The following is a 22852-nucleotide window of genomic DNA, read 5'->3' as shown; positions in this document are numbered from 1 at the left end:
CATGAGCTGGTGGGGCAAGCTGGTTGGCGGTGCACTGGGCTACATGCTCGGCGGTCCCCTGGGGGCCGTGCTGGGGGTGGCCCTGGGGCACAATTTCGACAAGGGCCTGGCCGGTGTGCCCGATCAGGGTTTCGATGCCGGCGAGCGCGAGCGGGTGCAGACCGCCTTCTTCACCGCGACCTTCAGCGTGATGGGGGCGGTGGCCAAGGCCGACGGCAGGGTCTCACCCGAGGAAATCCGCCTGGCCGAGTCGGTGATGGCACAGATGGACCTGTCGTCCGAGATGCGCAAGACCGCCATCCGACTGTTCAACGAGGGCAAGAAACCCGATTTCCCGCTCGAGGAGGTGGTGCGCCAGTTCCGCAGTGAATGCCACCGGCGCACCACCCTGATCCAGATGTTCCTCGAGATCCAGTTGCAGGCCGCCTTTGCCGACGGCCACCTGGACACCGCCGAGGACGCCCTGCTGCTGCGTATCTGTCACCTGCTGGGCGTCCCCGAGGCGGACTATCGGCGCTTGCAGGCCATGATCGGCGCCGCGGCAGGCGGGGCCTGGCAAGGGGGCGCCGGGCGCACGCAACCCGATACCGGCGAACCGGATCTGGCGCGTGCCTACGAGATCCTGGGCGTGGACCCGCAGGCCAGTGATGCGGAAGTGAAAAAGGCCTATCGCCGCTTGCTCAGTCAGCATCACCCCGACAAGCTGGTGTCGAAAGGGTTGCCGGAAGAGATGATGCGCCTGGCCGCGCAGAAAACCCACGAGATCAAGCAGGCCTGGGAGCGCATCCGGCGCGAACGGGGCCTCAAATAGGTGACAGGGATTCGGTCGCGGGCTTGAATGCACCGGGGCGAACACCTATTCTCGAGGTCGGTTTTCGGGCGGAAGGTACTGAGACAACCCCAAGTAAAGCAATGCTCAGAGCGCTCCCGGTGGACGCCCTGAGACCCGCTGAGGGTCGCTTTACTTGGGGTTGTCTCAGCATGTCGGCTCGATCAGGCAATTTTCCGGAGGCGACATGAGCGACGGCATCGACCCGCTGGTCCTGAACATCCTTTATGCCTGCATGGGTGGCCTTCTCACCCTGCTGTTCATGTGGCTGGGCTGCAAGGTATTCAGCCATATCGTCAACTTCTCGATTCCCGAACAGCTCTCCAAAGGCAATCAGGCGGTGGGGTTGATGATCATGGGCATGTTCATCGGTATCGGCACGGCCATGGGGCTGGTGATCGGACTGGGACTCAACTGAGCGCACGGCCATGTGGCGTTCATGGGGCTGGCTGTTGCTGATCCCGGTGCTGGCCTGGGCCGGCACCGAGAAGCACGTGGATCATCGCCACTGGCCGGATACTTACGACCGTCTGTTCCGCAAGTACACCAAGCACTATTTCGGACCGCACGTGGACTGGCGCTGGTTCAAGGCGCAGGGCATCGCCGAGTCCGGCCTGAATCCCCGGGCACGCAGCCTGGCTGGTGCTGTCGGCATCATGCAGATCCTGCCCTCGACCTACCGCGAGATTCGCCGCAAGAACCCGCTCATCCAGGACATCAGCGAACCGCGCTGGAACATCGCGGCCGCGATCTTCTACGACCGTCAGCTCTACCGGAAGTGGAAGCGCAAGCTGGACCTGAACACCGGTGACCGCCTGAAATTCACCTTTGCCAGCTACAACGCCGGTTACGGTCGTATCCTCAAGTCCTACAGCCGGGCGCGCAGGAAGCGCGACAAGATCCGCCGCTGGGAGCACGTGGCCCCTTTCGCGCCGCCGGAGACGCGCGCCTACGTGGCACGCATCCAGCGCCTGATGGACCTGGCTCCCTGAACCCGCACCGTTGCTGAGACCCGGAACGGGTATCTCGACCTTGTCAGGGGGGACTGCGGCTCGGGATGCGTCCCGACTGCTCTCGCCCCGGCTCAGTACCAGTAGCCAGGTCGCGCCGCGGTCGGCGGCGCAGGCGGGTAGCCCCAGGCCGGGGGATGCTGCGGCGGATAGCCCGGTGGCCAGGTGGGTTGCCGGCGCTGTTGCTCGCGCTGTCGGCGGGCGGCCTCGCGTCGCGCACGGGCCTGTTCCCGTTGCTGCCTGGCCTGCTCCTGGCGGGCGCGTCGCTGCGCCATGAAACGCTCGAAGCGCTCCCGCATCTGTTGTTGGTACTCCCGGGTGGCGACCGATGCACTGGCTTGCGCATTGCCTGGCGGTGCTGTTGCTTCCTGAGCGGCAGCCTGTTCGATCAGCCGCCGGTGCTTCTCCACCCGTTGCTGTATTGTGGCCTCGGCCGTTGCCTGTGAGCTGTCTGCTGGACTGCTCCCGGGGGAGGGGGCCTCCGTCTGCTGCGGCGGGGGGGCAGGTTCTGCCTGCGCCGCCTGGGCGGGCTGGCGCGCGGTCCAGGGCGGGCTCTCGGGCATCCGGTAGCCGTGTGCGCGCGCGCTGGCGCAGCGCCTGCCAGACCTGGTTGCGATAGTCCTCGCGAGCCTGTCCCTGGAGGGTGTCCAGCTGTGCCTTGTGACGGGCCATCTCGGCCTCGTCCATGATACGGAAACCGTCGCCGGCCACCGCCGCGGAGCCGAGCAGGGCGAGCAACAGGGCGAATCGGTGGAGCGGGTTCATGGGCGCTTCCCTTGGTCCGTGGGTGACGCAGGCCATTCTACTCCACACCGCTGTTCGCTGGGCGCGTCGCTGATAGCGTGGAAGGCCGTTTTTCGTCGTTGTCTGGCTACGCGGACGATGATGTCGTCGCGTGAGATTCGAGGGGAAACGAAAGGCATAGGACGACCCTGGGGTTGGTGACGGCCTTGCTGGTCAAGTCGGTATCTGCAGGGGGCAGGGACCAGAAGATCGGTGCGGCCCCACCGAACAGGGGCTGTTCGACAAGCGCAAGGCGCGTATCGAGGGCTTCACCGAAAGGCTCCGGGCGGTCGCCGCTCGCGTAGCGTAGTGGGGCGTGGGGTTTCCGCGCCCCTTTTTCGTCCTGCTAGAATGCCGTCGGAGTGTTTCACGGAATTTCTACATGGCCGACAAGAACGAGCAGGTGGCCATTGCCGACCTGATGCAGCGCAGTGGGGTCGGCTTCGGCACCAGTGGCGCGCGCGGGCTGGCCGCGTGCATGACCGACCGGGTCTGTTACGCCTACACCACTGCCTTCCTCCAGCACCTCGAAAAGCAGGGCGCCATCCATCCCGGTGACGAGGTGCTGATCGGCGGTGACCTCCGTCCCAGCACGCCGCGCATCATGGCCGCCTGCCTGCGCGCTGTCTCCGATCTGGGTTATCGCGCCATCCACGGTGGTCCCTTGCCCACGCCCGCAGTCGCCAACCTGGGCTTGCGTCGTGGTATAGCCAGCCTGGTGGTCACCGGCAGTCATATCCCCGACGATCGCAACGGCATCAAGTTCTACCGGCCCGACGGCGAGATCCTCAAGGACGACGAAATCACGATCCGCGAACAGCAGGTGATGCTGCCGCGTACCCTGTTCGATGAACACGGCATGGCGCAACAACCCTTCGAACTGTCGCCGGTGGATGGCGCCGCCTACCGTGAATATCTGGCCCGCTATCTCGACTTCTTTCCGCCTGGCTGCCTGGACGGCACGCGGACGTTGCTGTATGCCCACTCCTCGGTGGCTGCCGAGCCGTTGCGCGAGATCCTCGAGGGACTGGGCGCCGAGGTCACGGTGGTCGGGCGCAGCGAGACCTTCGTGCCGGTGGACACCGAGGCGATCCGTGTCGAGGACGTGGCGCTGGCACGCGAATGGGCCGCCGAGCGTGATTTCGATCTCATCGTCTCGGCCGATGGCGATGGCGACCGCCCGCTGATCGGTGACGAGCGCGGCGAGTGGCTGCGCGGTGACGTGCTGGGTGCGCTGGTGGCGCATCGGCTCGCCCTTCGTGATCGCGGGCATGCGCGAACTGGCCGATGAGGGCGCGCGACAGGTGGTGGGTTACGAGGCCAACGGCGGTTTTCTCACCTGGCACGACTTCGAGTGCGAGGGGCGGGTGCTGCCCGCCCTGCCGACCCGCGACGCCGCGATCGCCGCCATCGCGGTATTGCTGCTGGCGCGTCGCCAGGGGCGCCCCCTGTCTGCGCTGACCGCCAACCTGCCCGCGCGGTTCACCGCCAGCGACCGCCTGAAGGCCTTCCCCACGCAACAGGCGCAGGCGCGCATCGCCGCCCTGGCCGCCGGCGGGCGCCAGCGCATCGAGACCGAGCTGGCCCCGCTGAGGCTGGGCGAGTTGGCCGCGATCGATCACACCGACGGCCTGCGCCTGACCTTCGCCAATGGCGAGATCGTACACCTGCGCCCCTCCGGCAATGCCCCGGAGTTGCGCTGTTACAACGAGGCGGCCAGCGCGGCGCGTGCGCGGGAGCTCAATGCCGCCTGCATGCGCCTGCTGGCCGACTGGCGATCAGCCGAAGTGGCTTCCTAAAGTTCCCGGAGATCTCGCCGCCACAGGTGGCAGCGGCCTGTCGGCCGCCGTGACCTACACGAGGAGGAGGCATGCTGGATTACAAGGAACAGCGCTGTTATCCGCGCATGGACATCGACTGCCCGGCCAGTTTCGCCGTCGAGGGCCAGCCCGGGCGGGCCGGTGCCATCGTCAAGAACCTCAGCGGCGGTGGGGTACTGATGTGGCTGGAAACGGCAGTGCCGGCTGGCACCGTGCTGGCCATCGAGATCAACCCACCCTCGGACATCACGCCGCCCATGAAGGCCCGGGTCAAGGTGCTGCGCTGCACCCCGGTGAACGAGACCGAGGGCCAGTTCGCCGTGGGCTGTGCCATGGAGCAGATCCTGGAATAGGTGTAGGCTCGGCGTTTTTTTTCGGAGGGCGAAGATGGACGCCGAACAGACCCTGCAGGCGGTGGTGGAGCTGATCGAGCGCGAGCCGCATGGTGCGGGCGGCGCTGACCCTGTATGCCCTGGTCAGCACCCTCGAGTATCCGAAGTCGGGCTACCTTACCTGTTCAAGCTCGACAAGTTGCGTGATCTGGATGTCGAACAGCGGCAATTGGCCTATGCGCTGATCGAGCTGATGGTTGCCGGCGAGGTTGGATCCGAAGCCTGGACCCGCGCCAAGGCGGTGATGGACGAGCGCGTGCGCCGCGGCTGAGCCAGGTCCTGATATTGCGTTCGCGGCGAGGACGCCGCTTGTATGTTTCCTCTCGATGGGTCAGAAAGGACCTGTCGGGGCGGAGGGACGAACGCCGCATCTGACCTTTGACCTTGAGTACAGACAGTAGGAGAAATCGTCCCGCCCTCACCCCAGCGCCAATAAGGGATCTATCGGCCAATACGGACCGACAATTTTCGCAAGCCAGCGCCTTGGGTGAACCCCGACAAATCCTGCTCTCTACACTAGTCGGGAGGAAACATCATGGCAATGCCTGTGCAACCCCTGCTGATCGGTATCGATGTCAGCAAACAGGGCCTGGATATCTGTGATGACAGCAACGGCCCCGTCCAGTCGATTTCCAATGACCGTCAGTCCATTGCCGCCTGGCTCGATTCGCTGCCACCGGGTCCGGTCGAAATCGCCCTCGAGGCCACCAGCACCTTTCACCTCCTGGTGTGCGAACTCGCCTTCAAGGCCCGCCATACGATCTATCTCATTGATGGTTTCCGCTTGAGTCGTTATCGGGACAGCGTGGGCATCCGGGCCAAGAACGACACCTCCGATGCTCGCCTGCTGCGCCGTTACCTGGTCAATGAGCGCGACAGCCTGCGCCCTTGGAGCCCGCCTCCCAAGGCCTATACCACCTTGCTGGGATTGCTCAACCGGCGTGCCGTCATCGTCCAGGCCAAGACCAAACTGCGACAAAGCCTGGCTGATCTGCCAGGCCTCAAGCCACAGATTCAGGCGCTCTTCGATCACTTCAAGACACTTGAAAGAAAGATCGATCAGCAGATCCAGAAATGGCTCGAGAAAGCTGCCTGGAAAGACAGGGCCTTGCGTGTGCAGGCCATCGAGGGCATTTGGCCCCCTCACCGCCGCCGCCCTGGTCACCGCCTTTCAGCGCGGCTCATTCCGCTCCTCCGACGCCTTTATCGCCTTCCTGGGTATGGATGTGCGCGTGCATGATTCCGGTCAGATGCGTGGGCGACGAAAGCTCACCAAGAAAGGCAACGCCGAGTTGCGACGCCTGCTCTACCTTGCTGCCATGCGCGCGTGTCGAACGCCGGCCTGGCGAGATTTCTACCAGCGGTATCTCGACCGCGGCCTGGCGCCGGTCCAGGCCCTGGTCATCCTCGGCAGAAAGCTCGCCAGGGTCGCTTTTGCCATCTTGCGAAATGAAACCGAATATCGGCCAAGAAATCGTTGCATGCAGACATAGGATCTCCTACGGCCAGGAGGCCCGCCTAGCCCTTGTAGGGACGGGCGCCGTCAGGTAGCCGGAAGTCCGCCGGGCGCACGTATTCCAGTACCTCCGGGCCCTTGTCGTCGATCAGGATGGACAGGCCGCGATCGGGATAGAACCAGCTGCGTGCCGTTTCGCTGTTCGGTTCCGGCAGCCAGGCGGCCGGCTCGCCGAAGCGTTCGAGAAAGAAGGCCTGGTCCAGCCCGCGGGTGCCGGGCACATAGCTGATGGCGGTCACCGGGTGATTCGCCAGTTCGGACAGTACCTCGTCGCGCAGCGGGAACTTCCAGTCGCCGGTGGGCGAGGCCTCGCGCTTGTCGGCCTGCTCGGCCAGGACGCGCAGCATGTCTTCGGGGGCGGCCAGTTTGACCACCACCCGTGCGGTGAGCGGACCGAAGTGTACCTTGCCGAAATAGACCTCCAGGTCGAAGCCTCCCGCCTTGCGCTGGAACACCGCTGCGCGTTCCGGCGGGCCGAACTTGGCGATCGCCTCGGCGAGCGTGGAGTGGCCGATGTCCAGGTCGAACACGTGCAGGCTGCCGTCGTGGTTGACGCGAATCTGCCAGGGCAGGTCGGTGCGAGGGGTGAGCAGTTCGGGGTCGGGCTCGGGTGCGAACCACCACGACAGGCCGAGCACCAGGGCGACGATGGCGAGCAGGCTGAGCAGGGTCTTCATGCGGGTACCTCCCGGTCACGTACCCCCAGCAGGTAGAGGATGCCGTCCAGTCCCAGGGTGGAGATGGAGTGGCGTGCGCGCTCGCGCACCACGGGTTTGGCGTGGAAGGCGATGCCGAGGCCGGCGATCGACAGCATGGGCAGGTCGTTGGCGCCGTCACCGACCGCGACGGTCTGGCGCATGTCGATGCCGTGGGCCTGGGCCATGCGCTGCAGCAGCTCGGCCTTCTTCTCGCCGTTGACGATCTCGCCCTTCACCCGGCCGGTGAGCCGGCCGTCCTCGATGTCCAGCTCGTTGGCTGAGACACAGTCCAGCCCCCAGCGCTGCTTGAGGTGTTCGGCGAAATAGGTGAAGCCGCCGGAGAGGATGCCCACCTTGTAGCCGAGTCGCTTCAGGGTAGTGATCAGGCGGTCGGCACCTTCGGTGATGGGCAACTCGCGAGCGATGCGTTCGAGCACCGAGACCTCCAGCCCCTCCAGGGTGGCCAGGCGGCGGCGGAAGCTCTCGTCGAAGGGGATCTCGCCGCGCATCGCCGCCTCGGTGATGGCGGCCACTTCCTCGTAGGTGCCGGCGGCGCGCGCCAGCTCGTCGATCACTTCGCACTGGATCAGGGTGGAGTCCATGTCGAACACCACCAGCCGGCGCTGCCGGCGGTAGAGGTCGTCGCGCTGGAAGGCCACGTCCACCTCGTCGTCACGGGTGATCGCCAGCAGGTCGTGGCGCAGGGCCTCTTCATCGGCCACCTCGCCGCGCAGGGAGAACTCCACGCAGGCGCGCTTGCGCGGCTCGTCGGCGCGCAGCGAAAAGCGGCCCGACAGGCGGGTGATGCCGTCGATGTTCAGGCCATGCAATGCCGCCACCTGGGCCAGGTGGGCGATATTGGCCGCACCGAGCTTGCGTCCCAGCAGGGTGGCGATGAAGCGCGGTCGGCCCTCGGCGGCGACCCAGTGCTCGTAGTCGTCCGGGGCGATGGTCGTGAACTCGGCGTGCAGGCCATGCTGGTCACCGATGTGTTGCAGGGCCCGGCGCATGGCGGCGTCCTCGGTCTCGGGTACCTCGAGCAGCATGCCCAGGTTGAGCCGGTCGTGGATCACCGCCTGGCCGATGTCCAGCACGTTCACGCCATGCCGCGCCAGCTGGGCGGCGAGTTCGGCGGTGAGCCCCGGATGGTCGGGGCCGGTGATGTTGAGCAGCAGGATGGGGCGCATCTCAGTCCTCGTTGCCGTGGTACAGGTAGGGTTCCAGCTTCGGTGGCATCTGCAGGTGGAAGCCCTGCTCGCGCAGGTTGCTCATCACCTGTTTTACATCCTCGCGCGCCAGGGGGCGCTCGGGGCTGAGCGCGAGCTGCATCACGAACACCGGCTGGCCGAAGCGTTCCAACAGGGCGGCGGGTACCGCCTCGAAGTCGTCTTCGGCGGGCACATAGAGGTACATCTCGTCCTTGCGCGGACTCTTGTAGATCCAGCAGTCGAGGGTATCGGCCATGGTCGTCACGGGCAGGAAAAGCGCCATTATAAGGGGTGTCTGATATACGTGGGGCGTGCATTGGCCGGCCGGTTCACGCTTACGGGAACTATACTGGTGTCATGAAGGCACTCGTCATCCTGTTGTTGTCCCTGGGCCTGGTGGCCTGTGCCACCACGGTGCCGTCTGCCTTGCAGGCACCGGGGGAAGCGCTCACGGTAGCGCAGGCCCAGGAGGATGCGTTGGCCCTGCGGGGGCAGGTGGTGCGCTGGGGGGGCGAGATCCTGTCGGTGCACAACCGGGACGATCACACCGAACTGGTAGTGCTGCGTCGTCCGCTGTTCGACAACGCCGAGCCACAGCCCGAGGGTGGCGAGGCGAAACGCTTCATTGCGCGCTTCGAGGGTTTTCTCGACCCTGCCGAGTGGCGGCCCGGGCAGCGCCTGACGGTGCGTGGCCGGCTCGATGGCGTACAGGTACTGATGGTGGGCGACTATCCCTATGCGCACCCCGTGGTGCGGGCCGAGGCCTCGCATCGCTGGCCGCCATGGCAGCCACCGCAGGAGCCGCCCTGGCATCGTGACCCCTTCTACTGCGATCCGCTCTGGCCCAGGGGGCCGAGACCGTATCCCGGGAGCTTCTGCTGGTGAGGCATCCCGGCGTCCTGTTTCTTGGCGTGGTGCTTGTGCTGGCTGCCTGCAGCACGCCGCGTCCGCGACCCGATTCCGCCCTGCTGAAACAACCCACCCCGGCCGGACTGTCCAGCGGAGAGGCGCATGTGCCACGGCAGGCTCCGCTCGTGTGGGGCGGGCTGATTCGCGCGGTGCGCAATCTGCGTGAACGCACCCGGATCGAGATCGAGGCCTACCCGCTCGATGTCCGGGCTCGGCCCTTGCCGGCATTGCCGGCGACAGGTCGTTTCCTCGTGGAGATACAACGCTTTCTCGAACCCCGGGAGTTTCCGCCAGGGCGGGCGGTCACCGTGCATGGCCGTTATCTGGGGGTGCGTGACGGCCCGCCGCTCCTGAAGGCCGAACGCCTGGAGGTCTGGCTTCCCGAACAGCAGGGTGCGGGCTGGCGGCCCGGCATGACCCTGGGCATTGGTGGCGGCAGCGGCGGGGTATCGGTCGGTGTCGGGCTGGGCGTGGAGATCGGTCTCTGAGGCGGAGCTGGCAGGCCGAATGTTCGCGGCGAGAACGCCGCTCCTGCACCTGGGAGGCCCGTCCCCGGACCGAAGGTGCGCTCACAGCCGCGCGTACAGGATCTCGGCGACTTCCTCGTCTTCGAGGTGGATGGGATTGGTCTGCATGCTGCCGCCACGGCAGTGGGCGACCACCCGGGGGATGTCTTCCTCGCGCATGCCAAAGGCCGACAGGCGCGGCAGGGCCAGGCGTTCGGTCCATTCGCGCAGTTGTTCGACCAGCCCGTCCTGTGCGGCCTGTGGGCTGCCGTAGAGGCGGTTGCCCAGTACCACTCCGGCCTCGGCATAGCGGGCCAGTGCCGGGCTGTTCGGATCGCGCCGGCGCAGGGCCTCGATGTTGACCCGCGTGGCCTCGGCTACCAGGGTGCCGCAGACCACCCCGTGCGGGATGGGGAAGAAGGCACCGAGCGGCGAGGCCAGTCCGTGCACCGAGCCCAGTCCGGCCTGTGCCAGGGTGATGCCCGATGCCAGCGAGGCCCAGGCCAGGCGCGCGCGGGCCTCGACGGGGGCGCCGGCCGGATCCTGCCACACGGCCCAGAAGCCGTCGCGGAAGGCCTGCAGGCCGTTGGCCGCGAGTCCGTCGGTGAAGGTGCTGGCACGCAGCGAGACCCAGGACTCGAGCAGTTGGGTGAAAGCATCCATGCCGTTGGCGGCGACCAGGTCCTGTGGGCAGGAGGCCAGCAGTTCGGGGTCGACCAGCGCCAGTCGCGCCACCAGGCCCTCGTCGCGGAAGGACTTCTTGAAGCCGTCCGCGCCGCGCCGCGAGAGCACCGCGTTCTTGGTGGCTTCCGATCCGGTGCCCGCGGTGGTGGGCACCGCGATGAAGGACACTGCCGGCCCTGGCCAGGGCAGGCCGCGGCCCACCCCCTCGAGGTGGTCCATCACCGAGGTGCCGGTGCGCAGCAGGCCGGCGATGGCCTTGGCCGCGTCCAGCGTGCTGCCTCCGCCGATGCCCACCACCACCTCGATGTCATACGCACGGTGCTCGGCCACCGCCTGGTCCACCAGTTCGGGCGAGGGCTCGTCGGCCACTACCTGGTGCCACCAACGGACATGGCGCTGGTGCAGGGCCTTTTGCAGGGCGAACCAGGCCGGGGTGCCCTGAAAAGAGTGCTTGCCGGTGACCAGCAGGGCGCGTTGCCCGAAATGGGTGATCGCTTCGGGCAGGCGTTCGATGGCGCCGGGGCCGAAGTCGATGGCCGGCAGTCGGGCGACCTGGAAGGTGACGGGAAAGGGCAGCATCTCGTACATGGTCCGCATGATAGCCGAGGCGGCGTATCATGGGCATACTAAGGCAACCATAATCAAAGCCTCACTCAGAGCCGCCCGGATGTTCCTGATCAAGGCGCGGCTCGCAGGGAATGGCAAGCCCTTGCCAAGAGCCGCAACGCAGAGCCGGGACATCCGGGCCGCTCCCCGCGGGCGGGCTTCTGGGCGTCCACCCACTGCGTTACGCCGACTTGACATAGAGTGACTGTGCCTGCGCCGGCGTGCCTTGTGGTGGAACGCCCAGAAGCCCGCTGAGCGTGGCTTTGATTATGGTTGTCTTAGTATTTCGCCGAAGGACGAAGCGATGAGTGAGATCTTCAGCCTCAGTGGCCTGTGGCGGTACCCGGTCAAGTCCCTGCGCGGTCAGGGGTGCGAGCGTCTGGCGATCGGTCCGCGTGGTCCCGTTCACGACCGCGAGTGGATGCTGGTGGACGAGAGCGGGCGTTTTCTCACCCAGCGCCAGCAGCCGCGCATGGCGCAGATCGGCGTTGCGCTGGAGGACGATGCCCTGGTGTTCGATGCCCCGGGAAGACCGCCGCTGCGCGTGGCCCGCGCCGGCACCAGAGAACGTCTGTCCGTGCAGGTCTGGAACGATCGTCTCGAGGCCCAGGGCATGGACCCGGCAGCCGATGCCTGGCTGAGTGATTTTCTCGGCCAGCCCTGCCGGCTGGTGCACTTCCCCGAAGACGCCCGGCGGCCGGTCGATCCGCGTTATGCGCAGGCCGACGACCAGGTGGGTTTCGCCGATGGCTTTCCGCTGCTGTTGATCTCGCAGGCCGCACTGGACGCGCTCAACCAGCGCCTCGACGAGCCGGTGGACATGCGCCGCTTCCGTCCCAATCTGGTGGTCTCCGGCTGTGCGCCGCATGCCGAGGATGGCTGGCGACGCATCCGCATCGGTGGGCTCACCTTTCGCGTGGTCAAGCCCTGCTCGCGTTGCCCCATCCCCGGGCTGGACCCGGAGACCGGCGAGAAGCGTGGACGGGTACTCGAGACGCTGATGCAGTACCGGCGCGGCGAGGATAACCGGATCTATTTCGGCCAGAATCTGCTGCACGACGGCAGTGGTGAGCTGGCCGTCGGCATGCCGGTAGAAGTGCTCGAATGAGCGATGCCGAAGAACAGTTGCGCCGCTGGGTCGAGCGGCTGGTGATCGGCGAGCGCCTCTGTCCCTTCGCCAGCGCGCCCTGGGCTACCGGCCGGGTGCGCATCGCGGTGTGCGAGGCGGCCGACGACGACGGCATCTACCGCGCCTTCCTCGAAGAGGTCGAACGCCTGCTGGCGACCGACCCGGCCGAGCTGGAGACCACCCTGCTGGCAGTGCCCGACGCGCTGGGCGATTTCGCCGACTACCTGGACATGCTGGCGGTGCTGGAACAGGCCCTGGCCGAGGCCGGGCTGGAAGGCGTGTTGCAGATCGCCAGCTTTCATCCCGACTACCGCTTCGCCGACGAGGCAGCGGACGATCACTCGCACTGGACCAACCGCGCACCGGTGCCGGTGTTCCACCTGTTGCGCGAGGACAGCATCGGCCGCGCGGTGGCCTCGCTGGAAGACCCCGACGCCATCCCGCGCCGCAACCGCGAGCGCATGCGCGAACTGGGCATTGCGCGTCTCCGTGCCCTGCGCGACGGCAGGGAGCCGGGGTGAACCCCTCCCCGGCTCTCCCCACAAGCGGGGAGGGGGCTGTGCCTTGCGCACCCGGCAAGTCAGGCATGGTCTCTGCGCGATGTCTCCGTGGCACAATGCGCCCTTTTCATTGACAGGAGCGGGCATGGACTTCAGCGTCGGTCAGTGGGCCGCGATCGTGCTGATCTTTCTCTGGTCGGGTTTCGTGCGCACCGGCATCGGCTTCGGCGGCGCGGCACTGGGCTTGCCGTTGTTGCTGCTGGTCGAGGATGAGCCCCTGCTGTGGCTGCCGATCATCGGTCTGCACCTGTTGTTCTTCACCTCGATCACGGCCGGTGGACGCCTGCATCATATCGACTGGGGTTTCGTGCGCTGGTCGATGGGGTGGATGATCGTACCCAAGCTGGCCGGGGTGATCGGCCTGCTCAGCCTGCCGACCGAATGGATGGTGATCTTCGTGTTTGCGATCAGCGCCGCGTACGCGGTGAGCTGGATCGTGCAGCGCCAGGTGGCGCTGGATGCCCCGTGGTTCGACCGCCTGTTGCTGGTGCTCGGAGGCTACGTGAGCGGGGCCTCACTGGTCGGGGCGCCGCTGATCGCGGCGGTGGCCATTCGCCGGGTGCCCATGACCCGCTATCGCGACACCCTGTTCGTACTCTGGTTCCTGCTGGTGTGCATCAAGATGACAGCCTTCCTGGCAGTGGGGGTGGAACTGCACGCCGGTTGGGCGGCGCTGTTGTTGCTGCCGGCCGGGGTGGGGCACCTGCTCGGCCTGCGTGCGCACCAGCATCTGGTGCATGGCGACGCGCGGCGCACGCGGCGGGTGCTGGGGGTCGGCCTGTCCCTGGGCCGAATGTTCGTAGCGAGGATGCCGTTCCTGCCGTAGGAGGCCCGTCCCCGGGCCGAATGTTTGCAAGTATCAATGTGCCCCGTCGGTATCGGACAGTGCGATGCCCAGAGCGCGCAGTTGCTGCTCGGCGCGCGGGTCGCCGGTGGCCATCCAGTGCGCGTACAGGCGCAGGATCTCCTCGTGGTCGGTGTTGCGGCGGCGCGAGCCGGCGGCGGCGAGCAGCTCGAGCATGCGCACGAAGCTGGCGGTGAGCTCGCGGTAGATGTGACGGTGCGACGCGGCACTGTCGGCCAGGTAGTCATAGGCCGCGCTGCCCATGCCGATGAAGTACTCGCGGCGGATACCCCAGCGCGCGTAGCGGTCGGGGAAAAAGGCCCCGAGGAACAGCGCCAGATCGCCCAGCCGCTGCAGCAGCAGGCAGCGCTCGCGCTGGCTGGTGGCAGCCTGGGCCTCGCCGTAGAGCAGGGCCAGCGGGCGCTGGGCGAGGCGGCCTTCGTGGATTTCGAAGAAGTGTTCGCTGCGGCGGAAGCGGTGCAGCAGTTCGCCCAGGTACCAGAGGGTGTCTTCGTGGGGCGGGGGGCGCAGGCGTTCGGCGTGGCGGTGCAGGCGACGCCGGAAGTACTCGGGCAGGGATGTCTCGGTACGGATGCGCGTCTCGTCGGTCATCGTGCCTCCTGGTGACTTCTCCCTCCTTTCAAATAGGCCAGTACACTGGAAAATTCCTTCGAAAACCTTGTGGTTTTGTATCGCTTGAATCCCTCTTGAAAACCGTGTGGGCGTTCCCATCTGGCTGCTGCGACGGGCCGATCGGCCCGCGACTCCTGTTGATTCGGTTAGTGACCACAGTTCACCAGAGCTGAAGGAGTACGAGTTCATGAACATTCGTCCCTTGCATGACCGGGTCGTCGTGCGGCGCATCGACGCCGAGAACAAGACGGCCGGAGGCATCATCATTCCCGACAACGCGCAGGAGAAGCCCATCCAGGGCGAGGTGATCGCCGTGGGTGACGGCGCCATCCTGGAAGACGGCAGCCGCCGTCCGCTGGACCTGAAGGTGGGTGACCGGGTGCTGTTCGGCAAGTATTCCGGTACCGAGGTCAAGCTGGGCGACGAGGAGCTGCTGGTGATGCGCGAGTCCGACATCATGGCCGTGATCGAGGATGCGGATAAGGAGGTGAAGGCAGCATGAGCGCGAAGATCGTCAAGTTTCACGAGGACGCCCGCGAGCGCATGCTCGCCGGTGTGAACACCCTGGCCGACGCGGTCAAGGTGACGCTTGGCCCCAAGGGTCGCAACGTGGTGCTCGAGAAGTCCTTCGGCGCGCCGCGCATCACCAAGGACGGGGTGTCGGTGGCCAAGGAGATCGAGCTCAAGGACAAGTTCGAGAACATGGGCGCGCAGATGCTCAAGGAGGTGGCCTCCAAGACCGCGGACGTGGCCGGTGACGGCACCACCACCGCTACCGTGCTGGCGCAGGCCATGATCCGCGAGGGCCACAAGGCCATTGCCGCCGGTATGAACCCCATGGACCTCAAGCGTGGTATCGACGCTGCGGTGAAGGCCGCCGTCGAGGAGCTGAAGTCCATCGCCAAGCCCTGCGACGACAGCAACAGCATCCGCCAGGTGGCTACCGTCTCGGCCAACTGGAACTCCGATGTGGGTGAGATCCTGGCCGAGGCCATGGAGAAGGTCGGCCGCGACGGCGTGATCACCGTCGAGGAAGGCAAGTCGCTGGAGAACGAGCTCGAGGTGGTCGAGGGCATGCAGTTCGACCGCGGCTACCTGTCGCCCTACTTCGTCAACAACCAGGAGAAGATGCACGTCGAGCTGGAGAAGCCCTACATCCTCCTGCACGACAAGAAGATCTCCAACATCCGCGACCTGCTGCCGGTGCTCGAGGAGGCCGCCAAGGCCGGCCGTCCGCTGCTGATCATCGCCGAGGACGTGGAAGGCGAGGCGCTGGCCACCCTGGTGGTCAACAACCTGCGCGGCACCCTCAAGGCCGCTGCGGTCAAGGCGCCGGGCTTCGGCGATCGCCGCAAGGCCATGCTGCAGGACATCGCCATCCTCACTGGTGGTACCGTGATCTCCGAAGAGGTCGGCCTGAGCCTCGAGAAGGCCAAGCTGCATGACCTGGGCGAGGCCGCCCGCGTGGTGATCACCAAGGAGACCACCACCATCGTGGACGGCGCCGGCAAGAAGGACGAGATCGAGGCCCGGGTGGAGCAGATCCGTGCCCAGATCGAGGAGACGACCTCGGACTACGATCGCGAGAAGCTCCAGGAGCGCGTGGCCAAGCTGGCCGGTGGCGTGGCCGTGGTCAAGGTCGGCGCTGCCACCGAGGTCGAGATGAAGGAGAAGAAGGACCTGGTGGACGACGCCCTGCACGCCACCCGTGCGGCGGTCGAGGAAGGCATCGTGCTCGGGGGTGGCGTGACCCTGGTGCGCATCGCCAGCACGCTGCGTGACAAGGGCGTGGACACCGCCAACACCGACCAGGAGACCGGTGTGCAGATCGCCCTGCGCGCCATGGAAGAGCCGCTGCGCCAGATCGTCGCCAACGCCGGTGGCGAGGCCAGCGTGGCGGTCCAGGCGGTGCGCGAGAAGGAAGGCGCCTGGGGCTACAACGCCCAGACCGAGGAGTACGGCGACATGCTCGAGATGGGCATCATCGACCCGGCCAAGGTGACCCGTTCTGCCCTGCAGAATGCCGCCTCCATCGCCGGCCTGATGCGCACCACCGAGGCCATGGTTGCCGAGGAGCCCAAGAAGGAGGCTGCCGCCGCGCCCGGTGGCATGGACGCGGGCATGGACTTCTGATCCATCCGAGGGTCTTGTCCTCACAACCACCCCGGCATCACGCCGGGGTTTTTTGTGAACGCCGGGGGAGCCTTGATGCCGGCCCTGTTGGACCTCACTGGGCGGGCAGCAGGCGCACCAGTTTGCCGTCGTCGGCGTCGGTGAGCAGGTAGATCAGGCCGTCGGGGCCCTGGCGCACGTCGCGGATGCGCCCGAGCCGGTCGGCCAGCATGCGTTCCTCGTGCACCACCCGATCGTCGTCCAGGTGCAGGCGCACCAGCAGGCGGAACTTGAGCGAGCCGATGAACAGGTCGCCACGCCATCGCGGGAAGCGGTCACCGGTGTAGAAGGTCATGCCGGAAGGCGCGATGGAGCGCTCCCAGTAGTGGATGGGCTGCGCCATGCCCGGCTTGCGGGTTCCCTCGCCGATGGGCAGATCGGTGAAATACTCGCGACCGTAGGTGATCACCGGCCAGCCGTAGTTCTTGCCCGCTTCCGGAATGTTGAGTTCGTCGCCGCCCTGGGGACCGTGCTCGTGGATCCAGAGCTTGCCGGTGAGCGGGTGCAGTGCGGCCCCCTGCATGTTGCGATGACCATAGCTCCAGATCTCCGGCTGCGCATCGGAGCGTCCCACAAGGGGGTTGTCCGGCGGTATGCCGCCGTCGTCGATGCGGATCAGCGAGCCGGCGTGGCGGCGCAGGTCCTGGGCCGAGGAGCGGTTGCCGCGGTCGCCCAGGGTGATGAACAGATGGCCCTGGCGATCGAATACCAGCCGCGATCCAAAGTGGCGGGTCTCGGCGGTTTTCGGCCGCTGGCGGAAGATCACCCGCACATTCTCCAGGCGGTGTCCTCGCAGCACGCCGAAGGCCACGGCCGTGCCATGGCCGCGCGGCCCCCGCTCGGCGAAAGAGAAATAGACTCGCCGGCTGCGGGCGAAGTCGGGGGGCAGCGCCACGTCGAGCAGGCCGCCCTGGCCGTACGGGTGGATGGGTGGCAGGCCGGCGATGGGCTTCGGGTGCAGGCGACCGTCCGCCTCTACCAGGCGCAGGCGCCCGACCCGCTCGGTGATCAGCAGGCGCCCGTCGGGCAGAAAGGCCAGCGACCAGGGGTGATCCAGCCCGGAGACCACGACCTGCCAGTCGACCCGGTGCAGCTCGGTATCGACCGGGGCGGCCGCGGTGCCCGTGGGGCGCAGCAGCAGGCAGGACAGCAGGGCGAAGTAGCGTAAGCTCATGAAGGCAGTCTAGCCCTGACAGTTGCTTCATTCCCGTTTCTTCTCCTGGTCTTCGCCGTGAGTGGGGGAGTCGATCGGCGTCTCTGCAGGCTCGCAGACTTGCATTTCTTCCCGATGGCACCAATGCTGGAGGACATGATGCGCCCGGTTTTCCTGATCCTGACCCTGTTCCTGGTACTGGAGGTACCTGCCATGGCCTTCGAGATCTCGTCATCCGCGTTTCCCCGCGGTGGCAGTATTCCCGCCCGCTACACTTGCGACGGTGACGACATCTCGCCGCCCCTCGCCTGGAACGATGTGCCCGAGGGCACGCGCAGCCTGGCGCTGATCGTGGACGATCCCGACGCGCCCGATCCGGCCGCACCGAAAATGACCTGGGTGCACTGGGTGCTCTACAACCTGCCGGCGGACAGTACCGGCCTGCCCGAGGGGCTGGCGCCGGCCGATCTGCCGTCGGGCACCAAAGAGGGCATCAACGACTGGAAACGCACCGGCTACGGCGGGCCCTGCCCGCCCATCGGACGCCACCGTTATTTCTTCAAGCTGTATGCACTGAAGGTGGTGCTGCCCTTCACCGACCCCCTCACCAAGGCCGAACTGCTCGAGGCCATGGAAGGGCAGGTGCTGGACGAGGCGGTGCTGATGGGGACCTACCAGCGGCCTTGAGCGCTGAACGACCGCCTAGCCCGGACGCAGACCGCGGGCCAGCATCCGGGGCGTGGGATGGTGCGAGGCCGTGCGCGGTGGATTCATCGCGAAGATGATCGAGTGAGGCCGCCGAGGTCGCGAAGGGTGCCAGGAAGATGGGGACAAGGGTTGCGGCAATTGCCTTGGCGCCGCCGCCAAGCCCCCCTCTTCCCTCGAGAGGAGAGGACTGGGGAGGGGGTGAACTAGGCGGCCCCGGTTCGCAGGCGGGCGAGTTCAGTCGAAGGTTCTGACCTTTCCGCGCAGTCGCTTGTGCTGGCTGCGGCGCTTCTTCTCCGTGATCCGCCGTTCCTTCGCCGCCCGCGTCGGTCGGGTAGGGATACGTTGCTTCTGCACCCGGCCGACCCTGCGGATCAGCTCGGCCAGCCGCTCCAGGGCGTCCTCGCGGTTGCGCTCCTGGGTGCGGAAACGTTGTGCCTTGATCGTGACGACCCCGTCTTTCGAGATGCGGGTGTCGTGTAACGCGAGCAAGCGTTGCTTGTAGAAATCGGGCAGCGAAGAGCGCCGGATATCGAAGCGCAGGTGGATGGCGCTGGAAACCTTGTTCACGTTCTGCCCGCCCGCACCCTGGGCGCGAATGCCGCTCAGCGCGATCTCCTCGTCGGGAATCACCACTTTCTGGGAAATGCGCAGCGGCATCAGGTCGGCTTCCTCGCGATGGCCTGCACCACGGCCCCGGTGCCCCGGTGGCCCTTGCCTTCGACTACCTCCCGCTCGCATTCTGCCAGGTGATCGAAGACCAGGCCCGGCAACTCGTCGCGCAGGCTTGCCGCGTCCATCATCAGTTCCGCCACCGGTGGGCCGCCGGTGCCGTGGTCGAGTTGTGCTGGTGTATAGGCCTCCAGCAGCAGTATCCCGCCGGGACGCAAGGCCCGCGGGATCGCCGCATGCACCTGGCGGCGCAGCGGCGGTGGCAGGTGCGCGAAGATGGATACGATACCGGCCCATCGCGCCGTGCCCAGGTCGTAGTCGGCCAGATCGGCATGCACGCACTCGAGCGTCACCCCGCGTTCGCGTGCCAGTCGCTCGGCCTTGCGCAATCCCGCGGCCGAGCTGTCAACGGCGGTAACCTGGTAGCCCAGGCCGGCCAGGTGAACGGCATTGCGTCCCTCGCCTTCGGCCAGGCACAGTACCGGACCGTTCGGTATCCGCCCGGCGTTGGTAGCCAGAAAGTCGTTCGGCGCGGTGCCGTAAAAATAGTCATCGTCGCTGTAGCGCTGGTCCCACATGGCTCTCCTCCGGTACGGGGAAGTTCGGTATCTTGCCTGAGTCCAGGCATGGCAAGTCATTCGAGTTGACCACGCGTCCTTGCCAGCCGGTTGCGTGATGCGTTATCGATCCTGTCAGGCACGAATCTGTTTCTCCCAGAGATCGATCAGATCTGCTGGCCGATCTGGCGTCTCGCCGGGTGGGTGTTCGGCGACGTTGTCCATACGCCGGAGCGGCGTCCTTGCCGCGAACCTTCGGCCCGGTGAGGTTCGGCCCGAGGACGGGCCTCCTACAGGGAGGGAGCGGCGTCCTCGCCGCGAACGGTTTGGCCCGAGGACGGATCTCCTGCATGTCTGTAGTTCCTTGTATCTGTGACTCACTGTGAGGTCTCCTCGGTCTCGGCGGTTTCAACGGCGTCGGCCGCGCGCAGCCATTCGAGTTCGGCGTCTTCGATCTGTTGGTCGAGTTCGGCCTTTTGTTTCAGCAGCTCGGTGAGGCGGTTCTTGTTCTCCGCTTCGTAGAGGTCGGGGGCGGCGAGTTGTTCTTCCAGCGCGCGGCGCTGGTCTTGCAGGTCTTCCAGCGCCTGTTCGCAACGGGCGAGGCGTTTCTTGAGGGGTTGCAGACGGGCGCGGCGTTCGGCCTCGGCGCGTTTGCGCGCCTTGCGGTCTTCGGCGGTCTCGCGTTTCGGGGTCGAGGAGGCGGCCTGGGCAGCGGGATTGCCGGCGCTGCGCCGATGGTCGCTCAGCCAGGCGGCGTAGTCGTCGAGGTCGCCGTCGAAGGGGGTGAGTCGCCCGCCGTTGACCAGCGCGAGGCGGTCGCAGGCGGTGCGCAGCAGGTGGCGGTCGTGGGAGACGATGACCATGGCGCCTTCGAAGTCCTGCAGGGCGGTGGCCAGGGCCTGGCGCATTTCGAGGTCGAGGTGGTTGGTGGGCTCGTCGAGCAGCAGCAGGTTGGGGCGTTGTTGCACCAGCAGGGCGAGCACCAGGCGAGATTTCTCGCCGCCGGAGAAGGGGCCGACCGGGGCCAGGGCCTGGTCGCCAACGAAGCCAAAGCCGCCGAGGTAGTCGCGTGCATCCTGTTCGCCCAGTGACGGGTCTTGTTGCAGCAGGTGCTCGACCGGGCTGTGTTCGGGGTGCAGCTGTTCGAGCTGGTGCTGGGCGAAGTAGCCGATGGCGAGATCCTGCGCGACCTCGCGCTCGCCCTCCAGCGGGGTGAGTTCGCCGGCGAGCAGCTTGATCAGGGTCGACTTGCCGGCGCCGTTGGGGCCGAGCAGCCCGAGGCGGTCGCCGGGGGCGAGTACCAGGCTGGCGTGTTCGACGATGGCCCGACCGTTGTAGCCCGCGCTGCATTTCTCGAGGTGCAGCAGCGGGTGCGGCAGCCGGCGCGGCGGGCGGAAGGTGAAATGGAAGGGGGAATCGACATGCGCCGGGGCGATCTGCTGCATGCGTTCGAGTGCCTTCAGGCGGCTCTGCGCCTGCCGGGCCTTGCTGGCCTTGGCGCGAAAGCGATCGACGAAGGCGCGCATGTGCGCGATCTCGCGTTGCTGCTTTTCGTAGGCCGCCTGTTGTCCGGCAAGCCGTTCGGCGCGCAGGCGCTCGAAGGCGCTCGAAGGCGCTCGAAGGCGCTCGAAGGCGCTGTAGTTGCCGCGGTAGAGGATGGCATGCTGGTGCTCGATGTGCAGGATGTGGTCGCAGACGCTGTCGAGAAACTCGCGGTCGTGCGAGATCAGCAGCAGGGTGCCGCGATAGCTCTTCAGCCAGCTTTCCAGCCAGATCACCGCGTCCAGGTCGAGGTGGTTGGTCGGTTCGTCGAGCAGCAGCAGCTCGGAGCGGCACATCAGGGTGCGTGCCAGGTTCAGGCGCATGCGCCAGCCGCCGGAGAAGTCGGCCAGCGGCCGCCGTTCGTCACCGGGAGCGAAGCCCAGCCCGGCCATCAGTTGCGCGGCGCGTGCTTCGGCCTGATAGCCGCCAATGTGTTCCAGTTCGGCGTGCAGGTGGGCGATGCGTTCGCCGTCGCCGCGCTGTTCGGCCTCGACCAGTGCGCCTTGCAGGCGGCGCAGTTCGCCATCGCCGTCGAGCACGTAGTCGATCGCCGGCTGCGTGCTCGCGGGGATCTCCTGGGCCAGGTGGGTGATGGTCCAGTCCGCGGGCAGGCTGTGGTGGCCGTTGTCTTCCTGCAATTCGCCGAGGATCAGCGCGAACAGGCTGGACTTGCCGGTGCCGTTGGCACCGGTGAGACCGACCTTCTGCCCGGGATGGATCTGGAAGGTGGCGTCCTCGAACAGCAGGCGCGGGCCGCGGCGCAGGGTGAGATGGTCGAAATGCAGCATGCGCGGATTGTACCCCTCCTCGCTTGTCACATTCCCGTAACAAAGCGCTGCCAGCATGTGCGTCGCAAGATGAATGACGCAACGAGGATTACTGAAATGAAACGCATGCTGTTCGGCAGTGCACTGGCCCTGGTACTGGGCGCCCAGACCCAGGCGGCCTCCCGCGACACCATTCACATCGTGGGTTCTTCTACCGTCTATCCCTTCGCCACCGTGGTGGCGGAGCACTTCGGTCGCGCCACGCGCTTCAAGACGCCGCGTATCGAGTCCACCGGTTCGGGCGGTGGCATGAAGCTGTTCTGCGCCGGCGTGGGGGTGAATCACCCAGACATCACCAATGCCTCGCGGCGCATCAAGAAATCGGAGTTCGCCAAGTGCCAGGCCAACGGGGTGAAGGAGATCGTCGAGATCAAGATCGGCTACGACGGTATCGCGATTGCCAATTCGCGCAAGGCGCCGCGTTTCGACCTGAGCCGCAAGGACCTGTTCCTGGCGCTGGCCCGCCAGGTGCCTGATCCAGCCGCGCCGGAGAGTGTGCCCAATCCCTACCGGACCTGGAAGCAGGTCAATCCCAGTCTGCCGGACGTGGGTATCGAGGTGCTCGGACCGCCGCCCACCTCGGGGACGCGCGACGCCTTTGCCGAGCTGGCGATGGAGGGTGGCTGCAAGCAGTTCGCCTGGATCAAGGCGCTCAAGCATCAGGACAAGAAGCGTTACAAGGCCATCTGTCATGCCATTCGTGAGGACGGTCCCTACATCGAGGCTGGTGAAAACGACAACCTGATCGTCAAGAAGTTGGTGGCCAATCCGCGGGCGCTGGGCATCTTCGGCTACAGCTACCTGGAACAGAATGCCGACCAGTTGCAAGGTTCGCTGGTCGATGGCGTGGCACCCGAGTTCGAGCTGATCGCCGATGGCAGCTATCCGGTCTCGCGTCCGTTGTTCTTCTACGTGAAGAAGGCGCACGTGGGGCGCATTCCCAGCATCCGCGAGTACCTGGCGGAATTCACCAGTGAAAAGGCCTGGGGTGATGACGGCTACCTGGTGGACAAGGGGTTGATCCCCATGCCGGAAGACGAGCGCAGCGCTTTTGCCAAGGCGGCGCGCGAACTGACACCGCTCGAGTTGTGACCGGC

Annotated in this window: 26 protein-coding genes and 1 pseudogene; 17 read left to right on the top strand and 10 right to left on the bottom strand. The window is 66.4% G+C overall.

The window, feature by feature from the left end:
* Position 1 precedes the first annotated feature (1 nt).
* The 3 genes from djlA to EBS_RS11130 all read left to right on the top strand — a co-directional run bounded on the left by djlA (position 2) and on the right by EBS_RS11130 (position 1821).
* The gene (gene djlA / locus EBS_RS11140) at positions 2-811 is read left to right on the top strand and encodes a co-chaperone DjlA (protein WP_043108737.1); all 810 of its coding nucleotides are present in this window, start codon (positions 2-4) and stop codon (positions 809-811) included.
* A gap of 205 nt (positions 812-1016) precedes the next feature.
* Positions 1017-1247, top strand: coding sequence for a DUF350 domain-containing protein (locus EBS_RS11135; RefSeq protein WP_052199545.1), 231 nt, complete (start codon positions 1017-1019; stop codon positions 1245-1247).
* A 10-nt stretch (positions 1248-1257) separates the two neighbouring features.
* Entirely contained in the window at positions 1258-1821 is a 564-nt protein-coding gene (locus EBS_RS11130) for a transglycosylase SLT domain-containing protein (protein ID WP_043108736.1), read from the top strand.
* 92 nt (positions 1822-1913) lie between these two features.
* Here the strand turns inward: EBS_RS11130 and EBS_RS13170 are convergent, their stop codons facing one another.
* Complete coding sequence (locus EBS_RS13170) at positions 1914-2249, bottom strand: hypothetical protein (RefSeq protein ID WP_148307747.1); 336 nt, start codon at positions 2247-2249, stop codon at positions 1914-1916.
* 755 nt (positions 2250-3004) lie between these two features.
* On the opposite strand from EBS_RS13170, the gene EBS_RS14905 reads away from it, so the two are divergent.
* The 5 genes and pseudogenes from EBS_RS14905 to EBS_RS11105 all read left to right on the top strand — a co-directional run bounded on the left by EBS_RS14905 (position 3005) and on the right by EBS_RS11105 (position 6327).
* Positions 3005-3913 carry a phosphohexomutase domain-containing protein gene (locus EBS_RS14905; RefSeq protein ID WP_331711232.1) on the top strand — a complete coding sequence of 303 codons (909 nt, stop codon included), beginning with the start codon at positions 3005-3007 and terminating at the stop codon, positions 3911-3913.
* On the top strand, positions 3852-4421 hold the full coding sequence (locus tag EBS_RS14900) for a phosphohexomutase domain-containing protein (RefSeq protein ID WP_331711231.1): 570 nt from the start codon (positions 3852-3854) through the stop codon (positions 4419-4421). Before EBS_RS14905 ends, EBS_RS14900 begins: the two co-directional genes overlap by 62 nt.
* Before the next feature lie 71 nt (positions 4422-4492).
* Positions 4493-4795, top strand: a complete 303-nt coding sequence (locus tag EBS_RS11115; protein WP_043108733.1) for a PilZ domain-containing protein — start codon at positions 4493-4495, stop codon at positions 4793-4795.
* 34 nt (positions 4796-4829) lie between these two features.
* Positions 4830-5105 carry a hypothetical protein gene (locus tag EBS_RS11110; RefSeq protein ID WP_043108732.1) on the top strand — a complete coding sequence of 92 codons (276 nt, stop codon included), beginning with the start codon at positions 4830-4832 and terminating at the stop codon, positions 5103-5105.
* A gap of 270 nt (positions 5106-5375) precedes the next feature.
* Positions 5376-6327 (top strand): annotated as a pseudogene (locus EBS_RS11105) (IS110 family RNA-guided transposase).
* A 25-nt stretch (positions 6328-6352) separates the two neighbouring features.
* On the opposite strand, the gene EBS_RS11100 reads toward EBS_RS11105, so the two are convergent.
* The 3 genes from EBS_RS11100 to EBS_RS11090 are packed head-to-tail and all read right to left on the bottom strand — an operon-like array spanning position 6353 to position 8512.
* Positions 6353-7027 (bottom strand): hypothetical protein, encoded by a 675-nt coding sequence (locus tag EBS_RS11100; RefSeq protein WP_043108731.1) that lies wholly within the window; start codon positions 7025-7027, stop codon positions 6353-6355.
* Positions 7024-8235, bottom strand: coding sequence for a phosphoserine phosphatase SerB (gene serB / locus EBS_RS11095; protein WP_043108729.1), 1212 nt, complete (start codon positions 8233-8235; stop codon positions 7024-7026). Before serB ends, EBS_RS11100 begins: the two co-directional genes overlap by 4 nt.
* 1 nt (position 8236) lies before the next feature.
* Entirely contained in the window at positions 8237-8512 is a 276-nt protein-coding gene (locus tag EBS_RS11090) for a YcgL domain-containing protein (protein ID WP_043109758.1), read from the bottom strand.
* 101 nt (positions 8513-8613) lie between these two features.
* Here EBS_RS11090 and EBS_RS11085 point away from each other — a divergent pair, with 101 nt between their 5' ends.
* Positions 8614-9141: a Slp/YeaY family lipoprotein gene (locus EBS_RS11085; protein WP_043108727.1), complete on the top strand. Its 528-nt coding sequence runs from the start codon at positions 8614-8616 to the stop codon at positions 9139-9141.
* Complete coding sequence (locus tag EBS_RS11080; RefSeq protein ID WP_052199543.1) at positions 9138-9653, top strand: Slp family lipoprotein; 516 nt, start codon at positions 9138-9140, stop codon at positions 9651-9653. Before EBS_RS11085 ends, EBS_RS11080 begins: the two co-directional genes overlap by 4 nt.
* A gap of 81 nt (positions 9654-9734) precedes the next feature.
* Here EBS_RS11080 and EBS_RS11075 read toward each other — a convergent pair whose 3' ends face one another.
* Positions 9735-10934 (bottom strand): iron-containing alcohol dehydrogenase, encoded by a 1200-nt coding sequence (locus EBS_RS11075; RefSeq protein ID WP_043109755.1) that lies wholly within the window; start codon positions 10932-10934, stop codon positions 9735-9737.
* 331 nt (positions 10935-11265) lie between these two features.
* Between EBS_RS11075 and EBS_RS11070 the strand changes: the two genes are divergently transcribed.
* From EBS_RS11070 to EBS_RS11060, 3 genes are all read left to right on the top strand, one after another.
* A complete protein-coding gene (locus EBS_RS11070) occupies positions 11266-12069 on the top strand; it encodes an MOSC domain-containing protein (RefSeq protein ID WP_043108726.1) in 804 nt (267 codons plus the stop codon).
* Complete coding sequence (locus EBS_RS11065) at positions 12066-12611, top strand: DUF1415 domain-containing protein (protein WP_043108725.1); 546 nt, start codon at positions 12066-12068, stop codon at positions 12609-12611. The genes EBS_RS11070 and EBS_RS11065 overlap by 4 nt, the downstream gene beginning before the upstream one ends.
* Positions 12612-12735: 124 nt before the next feature.
* Entirely contained in the window at positions 12736-13476 is a 741-nt protein-coding gene (locus EBS_RS11060) for a TSUP family transporter (RefSeq protein WP_043108724.1), read from the top strand.
* 33 nt (positions 13477-13509) lie between these two features.
* Here the strand turns inward: EBS_RS11060 and EBS_RS11055 are convergent, their stop codons facing one another.
* Positions 13510-14106 (bottom strand): hypothetical protein, encoded by a 597-nt coding sequence (locus tag EBS_RS11055; RefSeq protein ID WP_043108722.1) that lies wholly within the window; start codon positions 14104-14106, stop codon positions 13510-13512.
* A gap of 208 nt (positions 14107-14314) precedes the next feature.
* On the opposite strand from EBS_RS11055, the gene groES reads away from it, so the two are divergent.
* Together groES and groL are read left to right on the top strand one after the other, a co-directional pair.
* A complete protein-coding gene (gene groES / locus EBS_RS11050; RefSeq protein WP_043108720.1) occupies positions 14315-14629 on the top strand; it encodes a co-chaperone GroES in 315 nt (104 codons plus the stop codon).
* Positions 14626-16260 carry a chaperonin GroEL gene (gene groL, locus EBS_RS11045; protein ID WP_043108719.1) on the top strand — a complete coding sequence of 545 codons (1635 nt, stop codon included), beginning with the start codon at positions 14626-14628 and terminating at the stop codon, positions 16258-16260. Before groES ends, groL begins: the two co-directional genes overlap by 4 nt.
* 94 nt (positions 16261-16354) lie before the next feature.
* Here groL and EBS_RS11040 read toward each other — a convergent pair whose 3' ends face one another.
* Complete coding sequence (locus EBS_RS11040) at positions 16355-17473, bottom strand: PQQ-dependent sugar dehydrogenase (RefSeq protein ID WP_043108717.1); 1119 nt, start codon at positions 17471-17473, stop codon at positions 16355-16357.
* A 192-nt stretch (positions 17474-17665) separates the two neighbouring features.
* On the opposite strand from EBS_RS11040, the gene EBS_RS11035 reads away from it, so the two are divergent.
* Positions 17666-18139 carry a YbhB/YbcL family Raf kinase inhibitor-like protein gene (locus EBS_RS11035; RefSeq protein ID WP_043109753.1) on the top strand — a complete coding sequence of 158 codons (474 nt, stop codon included), beginning with the start codon at positions 17666-17668 and terminating at the stop codon, positions 18137-18139.
* A 255-nt stretch (positions 18140-18394) separates the two neighbouring features.
* Here EBS_RS11035 and arfB read toward each other — a convergent pair whose 3' ends face one another.
* From arfB to abc-f, 3 genes are all read right to left on the bottom strand, one after another.
* Positions 18395-18817 carry an alternative ribosome rescue aminoacyl-tRNA hydrolase ArfB gene (gene arfB, locus EBS_RS11030; RefSeq protein WP_043108716.1) on the bottom strand — a complete coding sequence of 141 codons (423 nt, stop codon included), beginning with the start codon at positions 18815-18817 and terminating at the stop codon, positions 18395-18397.
* Positions 18817-19407 (bottom strand): class I SAM-dependent methyltransferase, encoded by a 591-nt coding sequence (locus EBS_RS11025; RefSeq protein WP_043108715.1) that lies wholly within the window; start codon positions 19405-19407, stop codon positions 18817-18819. Before EBS_RS11025 ends, arfB begins: the two co-directional genes overlap by 1 nt.
* A 356-nt stretch (positions 19408-19763) precedes the next feature.
* Positions 19764-21716 carry a ribosomal protection-like ABC-F family protein gene (abc-f, locus tag EBS_RS11020; protein ID WP_043108714.1) on the bottom strand — a complete coding sequence of 651 codons (1953 nt, stop codon included), beginning with the start codon at positions 21714-21716 and terminating at the stop codon, positions 19764-19766.
* A gap of 96 nt (positions 21717-21812) precedes the next feature.
* On the opposite strand from abc-f, the gene EBS_RS11015 reads away from it, so the two are divergent.
* Complete coding sequence (locus tag EBS_RS11015) at positions 21813-22847, top strand: PstS family phosphate ABC transporter substrate-binding protein (RefSeq protein ID WP_052199542.1); 1035 nt, start codon at positions 21813-21815, stop codon at positions 22845-22847.
* Positions 22848-22852 lie beyond the last annotated feature (5 nt).

Source organism: endosymbiont of unidentified scaly snail isolate Monju (genome assembly GCF_000801295.1).
In the GTDB taxonomy this organism is placed as follows: Bacteria; Pseudomonadota; Gammaproteobacteria; order Chromatiales; family Chromatiaceae; genus MONJU.
The sequence above is the reverse complement of the archived record's forward strand: the minus strand, read 5'-3'. Positions and strand labels throughout refer to the sequence as shown.

Coding starts and splice junctions, on each gene's coding strand:
- EBS_RS11070 (WP_043108726.1), top strand. CDS start 11,266: ATGAGTGAGATCTTCAGCCTCAGTGGCCTGTGGCGGTACCCGGTCAAG.
- EBS_RS11110 (WP_043108732.1), top strand. CDS start 4,830: ATGGACGCCGAACAGACCCTGCAGGCGGTGGTGGAGCTGATCGAGCGC.
- EBS_RS11055 (WP_043108722.1), bottom strand. CDS start 14,106: ATGACCGACGAGACGCGCATCCGTACCGAGACATCCCTGCCCGAGTAC.
- EBS_RS11040 (WP_043108717.1), bottom strand. CDS start 17,473: ATGAGCTTACGCTACTTCGCCCTGCTGTCCTGCCTGCTGCTGCGCCCC.
- EBS_RS11085 (WP_043108727.1), top strand. CDS start 8,614: ATGAAGGCACTCGTCATCCTGTTGTTGTCCCTGGGCCTGGTGGCCTGT.
- arfB (WP_043108716.1), bottom strand. CDS start 18,817: ATGCCGCTGCGCATTTCCCAGAAAGTGGTGATTCCCGACGAGGAGATC.
- EBS_RS11025 (WP_043108715.1), bottom strand. CDS start 19,407: ATGTGGGACCAGCGCTACAGCGACGATGACTATTTTTACGGCACCGCG.
- EBS_RS11100 (WP_043108731.1), bottom strand. CDS start 7,027: ATGAAGACCCTGCTCAGCCTGCTCGCCATCGTCGCCCTGGTGCTCGGC.
- EBS_RS11090 (WP_043109758.1), bottom strand. CDS start 8,512: ATGGCCGATACCCTCGACTGCTGGATCTACAAGAGTCCGCGCAAGGAC.
- djlA (WP_043108737.1), top strand. CDS start 2: ATGAGCTGGTGGGGCAAGCTGGTTGGCGGTGCACTGGGCTACATGCTC.
- EBS_RS11135 (WP_052199545.1), top strand. CDS start 1,017: ATGAGCGACGGCATCGACCCGCTGGTCCTGAACATCCTTTATGCCTGC.
- EBS_RS11075 (WP_043109755.1), bottom strand. CDS start 10,934: ATGCTGCCCTTTCCCGTCACCTTCCAGGTCGCCCGACTGCCGGCCATC.
- groL (WP_043108719.1), top strand. CDS start 14,626: ATGAGCGCGAAGATCGTCAAGTTTCACGAGGACGCCCGCGAGCGCATG.
- serB (WP_043108729.1), bottom strand. CDS start 8,235: ATGCGCCCCATCCTGCTGCTCAACATCACCGGCCCCGACCATCCGGGG.
- EBS_RS14905 (WP_331711232.1), top strand. CDS start 3,005: ATGGCCGACAAGAACGAGCAGGTGGCCATTGCCGACCTGATGCAGCGC.
- abc-f (WP_043108714.1), bottom strand. CDS start 21,716: ATGCTGCATTTCGACCATCTCACCCTGCGCCGCGGCCCGCGCCTGCTG.
- EBS_RS11035 (WP_043109753.1), top strand. CDS start 17,666: ATGGCCTTCGAGATCTCGTCATCCGCGTTTCCCCGCGGTGGCAGTATT.
- EBS_RS11060 (WP_043108724.1), top strand. CDS start 12,736: ATGGACTTCAGCGTCGGTCAGTGGGCCGCGATCGTGCTGATCTTTCTC.
- EBS_RS11065 (WP_043108725.1), top strand. CDS start 12,066: ATGAGCGATGCCGAAGAACAGTTGCGCCGCTGGGTCGAGCGGCTGGTG.
- EBS_RS11015 (WP_052199542.1), top strand. CDS start 21,813: ATGAAACGCATGCTGTTCGGCAGTGCACTGGCCCTGGTACTGGGCGCC.
- EBS_RS11130 (WP_043108736.1), top strand. CDS start 1,258: ATGTGGCGTTCATGGGGCTGGCTGTTGCTGATCCCGGTGCTGGCCTGG.
- EBS_RS11115 (WP_043108733.1), top strand. CDS start 4,493: ATGCTGGATTACAAGGAACAGCGCTGTTATCCGCGCATGGACATCGAC.
- groES (WP_043108720.1), top strand. CDS start 14,315: ATGAACATTCGTCCCTTGCATGACCGGGTCGTCGTGCGGCGCATCGAC.